The organism is Idiomarina sp. UBA3162 (assembly GCF_002364475.1).
Taxonomy (GTDB): domain Bacteria; phylum Pseudomonadota; class Gammaproteobacteria; order Enterobacterales; family Alteromonadaceae; genus Idiomarina.
Genome location: NZ_DEYI01000064.1, coordinates 1 through 5,431 on the forward strand (window position 1 = coordinate 1; position 5,431 = coordinate 5,431).

General features: G+C 47.7%; 5 protein-coding genes. 2 read left to right on the plus strand and 3 right to left on the minus strand.

What is annotated here, in order from left to right; all coding sequences use genetic code 11:
* The 3 genes from B2X00_RS07885 to B2X00_RS07895 all read right to left on the minus strand — a co-directional run.
* Positions 1-629, minus strand: a 629-nt coding sequence (locus B2X00_RS07885; protein WP_290487002.1) for a cytochrome ubiquinol oxidase subunit I, incomplete at its 3' end; no start/stop codon positions are given.
* 144 nt (positions 630-773) lie between these two features.
* The gene (locus B2X00_RS07890) at positions 774-2,066 is read right to left on the minus strand and encodes a ribonuclease J (protein ID WP_290487125.1); all 1,293 of its coding nucleotides are present in this window, start codon (positions 2,064-2,066) and stop codon (positions 774-776) included.
* Between the two features lie 193 nt (positions 2,067-2,259).
* Positions 2,260-3,117 (minus strand): LysR family transcriptional regulator, encoded by an 858-nt coding sequence (locus B2X00_RS07895; RefSeq protein WP_290487004.1) that lies wholly within the window; start codon positions 3,115-3,117, stop codon positions 2,260-2,262.
* A gap of 146 nt (positions 3,118-3,263) precedes the next feature.
* On the opposite strand from B2X00_RS07895, the gene B2X00_RS07900 reads away from it, so the two are divergent.
* Positions 3,264-5,249 (plus strand): ligand-gated channel protein, encoded by a 1,986-nt coding sequence (locus tag B2X00_RS07900; RefSeq protein WP_414653725.1) that lies wholly within the window; start codon positions 3,264-3,266, stop codon positions 5,247-5,249.
* 72 nt (positions 5,250-5,321) lie between these two features.
* Positions 5,322-5,431 (plus strand): PepSY-associated TM helix domain-containing protein (locus B2X00_RS12605; RefSeq protein WP_414653726.1); only part of this gene is annotated, 110 nt, incomplete at its 3' end.

Consider the following 5,431-nt stretch of genomic DNA (forward strand, 5'->3'; position numbering starts at 1 on the left):
CGCTTTTCAATAATAAACCAAGCGCTTACGCCGGCTACCACGAAGCCACCGGTTAGAAATGAAGCGAGCCCCATATGGGTGAAGCGATACCAAAAAGAGTCGTTGAAAATAGCCGCGGACCAATCAATTACATGATAAAAACCATCACGCATTTCAACGCCCGCAGGTGTTTGCATCCAACTATTGGCTGATAAGATCCAGAAACTAGAAATAAATGTCCCGATAGATACCATGAGCGCGGCAAAAAAGTGAACACCGTTCGGAACCTTACCACGACCGAACAAAAGCACGCCCAAAAACGCCGCTTCCAGGAAGAAAGCCGTCACCACCTCGTAGCTCAGTATTGGGCCTAAAAAGTTAGATGTCGCGAGCGCGAAGTTACTCCAGTTCGTACCAAACTGAAAGGACATAACAATACCGGACACCACACCCATACCAAAAACAACTGCGAACACTTGGGTCCAAAAGGCACCTAAACGCTCCCATTTTGGATTGTTGGTTTTGAATGCAAGGCCGTAAATTAATGCAATATAAGATGCCAAACCGATAGTGAACACGGGGAATATGGCATGAAATGACACGACAAACGCGAATTGAATTCGCGAGAGCACGAGGGGGTCAAGATCCATAGTACGATCTCCTTAGCCAATGACGTTATAAGTCAAGTTTAGTAACCTTACTTGAAAGGTTATTACATATTGTTTAACACGCTTCTTGTTGCTCTGTCGTGCGTTCACTTTGATGCATATCAATATGCTTATAAATATAATATATTAATCACGAGCAAGCGCAATTCGCCCCGCTTTTACTGCGTTTCGGCGGACGCTTGGCTGTAAACCAATTCTAAATAAATCACCATTCATACCAGTCAGTGTCATTCTTACGCCCGCTTGTTTGGCGACTTCAGCATGTGCTTTCATATGCTCAGGCTCACCGTGTGTCGGTATGACAATACGGGGTTTCACCCACTGGTACAGTTGTTTAAGCTCTTCTTGATTAGGATGGCCCGAGGCATGCAGTATGCGGTCACTTTGTTCGGCATGCACAACCTCTATTCGACGCGCTTTAAACTTATTCGTGAGGCGTTGAATATCAAGCTCATTACCTGGGATAATAATAGCGCTCATGATGACTTTGTCACCTTTGTCCAGCACTAAATGGGGGTGGCTGTCGTCGGCTAACCGACTGAGTGCAGCTCTAGACTCACCTTGGCAGCCTGTCGCCACAACTAACACTTCTCGTGCTGGTAAATAACCGACATGCGTATGGTCAATGAGCTCGATATGCTCTGGCCATAATCCAAATTGGCGTGCCAGACCCACATTTCTTTCTAAAGAGCGTCCAAGCACTGCCAAATAGCGACCCGACGCTTCTGCCACCCGTGCTAACGTGATCAAACGCGCGATATTACTACTAAAGCAGCCTACTACAACGCGCCCATGAACCGCCTGCGCCTCGGCCAATAATCCCTCATAGCAATCCGCTTCAGAAGTTGACCAACCTGGCTTTAAGGCGTTGGTAGAGTCACCTACAACGGCATCGATACCGGCTAATCCGAGGCGTTGAAATACGCCACTGTCAAAGCCAGATGAGGTAATTGGTTGTGCATCGATTTTCCAATCTCCGGTGTGTAAAACACGAGCAGCAGGCGTTTCTATCACCACACCAAATGGCTCAGGAAGTGAATGGGTAAAGCGTATCCACGTCACGCTAAATGGGCCAATTTGAACAGTTTCCCCCTCATTAACTTCAATAATGGGGACCAGTTCAGCAAATGCGGTATAGGCTAGTTTTCTGCGTAGAACAGCAGCTGTATAAGGGGTGGTATAAATCGGTTTTTGCCAACGTAGCCATAAGTCCTCTATAGCACCAATGTGGTCTTCGTGGGCATGAGTAATAATGATCGCTTCGAGTTCGTCTTTATTATCTGTAATGAAGCGAGGGTCGGCACAGACGACTTCGTGCTTAAAACTGTTGGGTTTAGCAGGGTTGAGCGGCTCATCAAAGGAAACACCACAGTCGATCATCAACCAGCGACCCGCATGACCGTATAGGTTCATGTTCATGCCGATCTCACCTGTCCCGCCAAGGGGTAGGAACCACATGTCGACTTCGCTTGGATACAACGTGAGTCTCCTCTAACTTACTGTGTAAGCGTTAGATATGCGAAACTAGTAACGTTGATGCTACTCCTTTTGGATTACTTTTACACGCTCAAGAACAGATTAAATTGCATAAAGATGTCAATCAAATACAACACTACACCTGCTTAAACCAATCCTCGATCACATTCATGACGAGCCGCGTTTTAGCCGGGATACTTTCTCTAACAGGCAAAACCGCATAAACACTGTACTCAACACCTGCCCAATCAGGTAGTAAGCGTACCAACTCACCACTTTCTAACTGTGGCTTCACCTCGGGCTCGGGTAACAATCCAAAGCCCACGCCATCACACGTCAATTGAACCGTGGTCTGCATATTATCGACTTGGATGCGCGGCGCTGGCAAAGGCAAGTCATAAGTGTTTGAAAAATGTGCAATAAAGGTCTCATCCTGCAACTCATCAAGTCCACTAATATGGCGTTTAGCAAGCGGGTGCGACGCAGCAGCACAGGGTATCAAATGCCAGTCTATTAGATGATGAGAGTACAATGACGAATCGGGTAAGGGACCGATACGAATCGCAAGATCAACGCCCGCAGTCACTAAATCAAGCGGTTCATCCGTCATCGATAACTTAAACTGCATGTCCGGAAACTGTTCGGTCAACTGACGTAGAGGCTCACTCAATAAGCCGCCCCCAAATCCTACAGGAGCCATGATTTTCATCACACCCGCAGGCGTTTGCGTGAGCTGCTCCATACGCTCTTGATTTTTCGCAGCAACTTGCAACACATCAAGGCACGACTGATAAAAGACTTCGCCGGCTTCGGTGAGCGTCATTACCCGCGTGTTGCGATGAAAAAGCGCCAGCCCGTTATCCTTTTCGAGTTTCCTTAGTTGCTGACTAACCGCCGATACAGTCATATGCAACTCACTCGCTGCCGCACTCATACTCTTTAACTCGACCGTTCGAGTAAACGCCTTCATCGACCGAATCATCTTCGGATTCATAGCTTAAGCACCTCTTAAATATGCTTACAAATAAACGAGATTGCACAAACCGTAATTATACGTATATTTGCAAATAAAAACTATTCTCATTTTTATATACGGAGAGCATTGTGCATCTATCAAACACTCGCTGCATTAAACTGTCAATTATTGCGACTGCAATTAGTGCGTTCACTTTATCAGCAAATGCTAACCCGCAACAGACAGATCACCGCGCAAATCATTCCCATAAACGTGAAAAACCAATGGAGGTTTTAGTGGTTACTGCGTCCGGTGCCGATAAGACCTTACGCGATGCACCGGCATCAGTCAGTGTCATTTCGGGTGAAGCATTATCACAGCGCTTTTACAAGGATCTGACCGATGCACTCACCGATGCGCCTGGAGTTATTGTGACTAATGGTGGTGACCGACAAGACATTAGCGTACGCGGAATGAGCAGTCAGTACACCTTGATATTAGTCGATGGACAGCGCCAAACGTCACGCGAGACACGACCGAATAGCGACGGTCCTGGCGTTGAGGGCGCGTGGACACCGCCCTTAGCAGCCATCGAACGTATCGAGATTATTCGTGGCCCAATGTCTTCGCTATATGGTTCGGACGCTATTGGTGGTGTCATCAATATTATAACAAAGAAAACGCCGCAAGAATGGCGTAGCGAAGTACGTGTAGACTCCGTCGTGCAAGAACGCAGTGAATCTGGAAATAGCTACCAAGTCAATCTCTTTACGTCGGGCTCACTTATCGAAGATACCCTTGGGCTGCAGGTGTATGGCGGTTACACACGGCGTTTCGAGGACGATATTGTTGATGGGTATCGCGGAAAGAAAACCGATCATGCCACCGTTAAACTGGCTTATACACCGACGGTCGACCACGAGTGGCTTTTCGAAGCAGGCACCAACTCACAAACTTTAGATGCAACACTCGGTAAAACCGTCGAGCCCTTAGCCCCCGGTGCAAGCTGCGGGCGTCGCGGTTGCCCTGAGTCATCGACGACTGAGTATGATAATCAAAGTTACTCCATTGCTCACAACGGTCAATGGGGACTTGTCGGCGCTCGAAGCTATCTAAAACGTGACGAGTACGACAACAATGCACGTCAAATGTACATTACCAATACCGATTTCCAAACCGTATGGAATGTGCCACTCACCGTTGAACAGCCAATTACACTCGGCGCGGCTTATCTAAAGGAAGAGTTAGAAGATCGCACCAGTAACCAAATTAGCGACCGCACACAAATCGATAGCTCTCAATGGTCAGTATTTGCTGAGTCAACATGGCCTATCGCAAAACACTTCGAGCTCACAACCGGCTTGCGTTACGACGATGATGAGTATTTTGGTGACCAATGGAGTCCCCGGGTCTACGGCGTCTACCACTTATCACGAGCCACCACACTAAAAGGTGGCGTATCCACCGGCTTTCGAGCACCTAACTTACGTCAAACAACAGAGGATTGGGGACAAGTCAGTCGAGGCGGAGATATTTATGGTAACCCCGACTTACAAGCAGAAACATCGGTTAACTACGAACTCGGTCTATATACCCATTTTAGCCGAGGCATAAAGAGCTCTGTTACCGTTTTCTATAACCAGTTCGACGATAAAATATCGCGCATAGCATGTCCCGTCACTCAGTGTACCGGCGGTCCCAATCAGTTTGGCTCTATGCCCACGACGTACGTCAACGTGGATGAAGCAGTCACACAAGGTATTGAGGCCACTTTTGATGCGCGATTCAGCCGAGCGTGGAAACTGAGCGCGAACTACACCTTTACGGATTCGGAGCAAAAAACCGGTGAATATAAAGGCGAGCCACTCACACAATTACCCAAGCATTTGATACAAACGTCGCTCAACTGGAAACCTTCCGCGGCAATGAATACCTGGTTACGCGTTCATTATCGTGGCGAAGAGAGCCAACCCACGACTGGACCTTCGAGCGGTTCACTGATTGCCCCCTCATATACGTTGACTGATTTAGGCATCAATTACTTCCTCACACCCGATATTAAGGTCGGAGCTGGCATTTATAACTTATTCGATAAACAAATTGGTGTGGAAGAATACGGTTATATTGAGGATGGACGCCGTCTGTGGGTCTCTCTCGGCTGGACTTTTTAATCGATGCGCGCTCGTCAATTTTGGAATATTAAAAACTGGCATTGGGTTAGTTCCGCGGTTTGTTTGGTCGGCATGCTGCTCTTTTCGGTAACAGGTATCACCCTCAACCATCCCACCGTGTTTGAGGGTGATGCTGAAATCACTCAAATAGAGGCTGACGTTCCCCCCGCCATTATGGCGGG

Coding starts and splice junctions, on each gene's coding strand:
- B2X00_RS07895 (WP_290487004.1), bottom strand. CDS start 3,117: ATGAATCCGAAGATGATTCGGTCGATGAAGGCGTTTACTCGAACGGTC.
- B2X00_RS07890 (WP_290487125.1), bottom strand. CDS start 2,066: ATGAACATGAACCTATACGGTCATGCGGGTCGCTGGTTGATGATCGAC.